Source organism: Bradyrhizobium lablabi, from assembly GCF_001440475.1.
In the GTDB taxonomy this organism is placed as follows: Bacteria; Pseudomonadota; Alphaproteobacteria; order Rhizobiales; family Xanthobacteraceae; genus Bradyrhizobium; species Bradyrhizobium lablabi.
In genome coordinates this window covers 1-319 of record NZ_LLYB01000081.1, presented here as the reverse complement: position 1 = coordinate 319, position 319 = coordinate 1, and the positions used below count along the sequence as shown (strand labels likewise).

At 72.1% G+C, this 319-nt stretch carries 1 protein-coding gene; it reads right to left on the bottom strand.

Going from position 1 to position 319, the window contains the following annotated elements; translation table 11 throughout:
* On the bottom strand, window positions 1-319 hold a 319-nt coding region (locus CQ14_RS20925; protein ID WP_430650199.1), incomplete at both ends, for a TetR/AcrR family transcriptional regulator.

The following is a 319-nucleotide window of genomic DNA, read 5'->3' as shown; positions in this document are numbered from 1 at the left end:
GCGGCCCCGCCGCAAAAGCCTCGGCCAGCGTCCGCTCGGTCAGCCCGATCAGCTCGGCATTGTCGCTGGAGATGGCGACCGCCCGGTCATGGTCGAACAAGCGGCGGCTGGAAATGATCTCGAAATGGGTCGGGTTGCGCATCGCCCAGCGGAGATAGGCGAGCCCCAGGCAGCGAAAGCGGCCGAGCGGATCGCCGGCCGGCGCCGCGGCCAGCGCCGCCTCGATCTCGGCGCGGAAGCGCCGCTGCGCCTCCTCCGCCACCGCCTGCATCAGGGCGTTGCGGCTCGGAAAATGCCGGAACGGCGCCCCCGGCGAGAC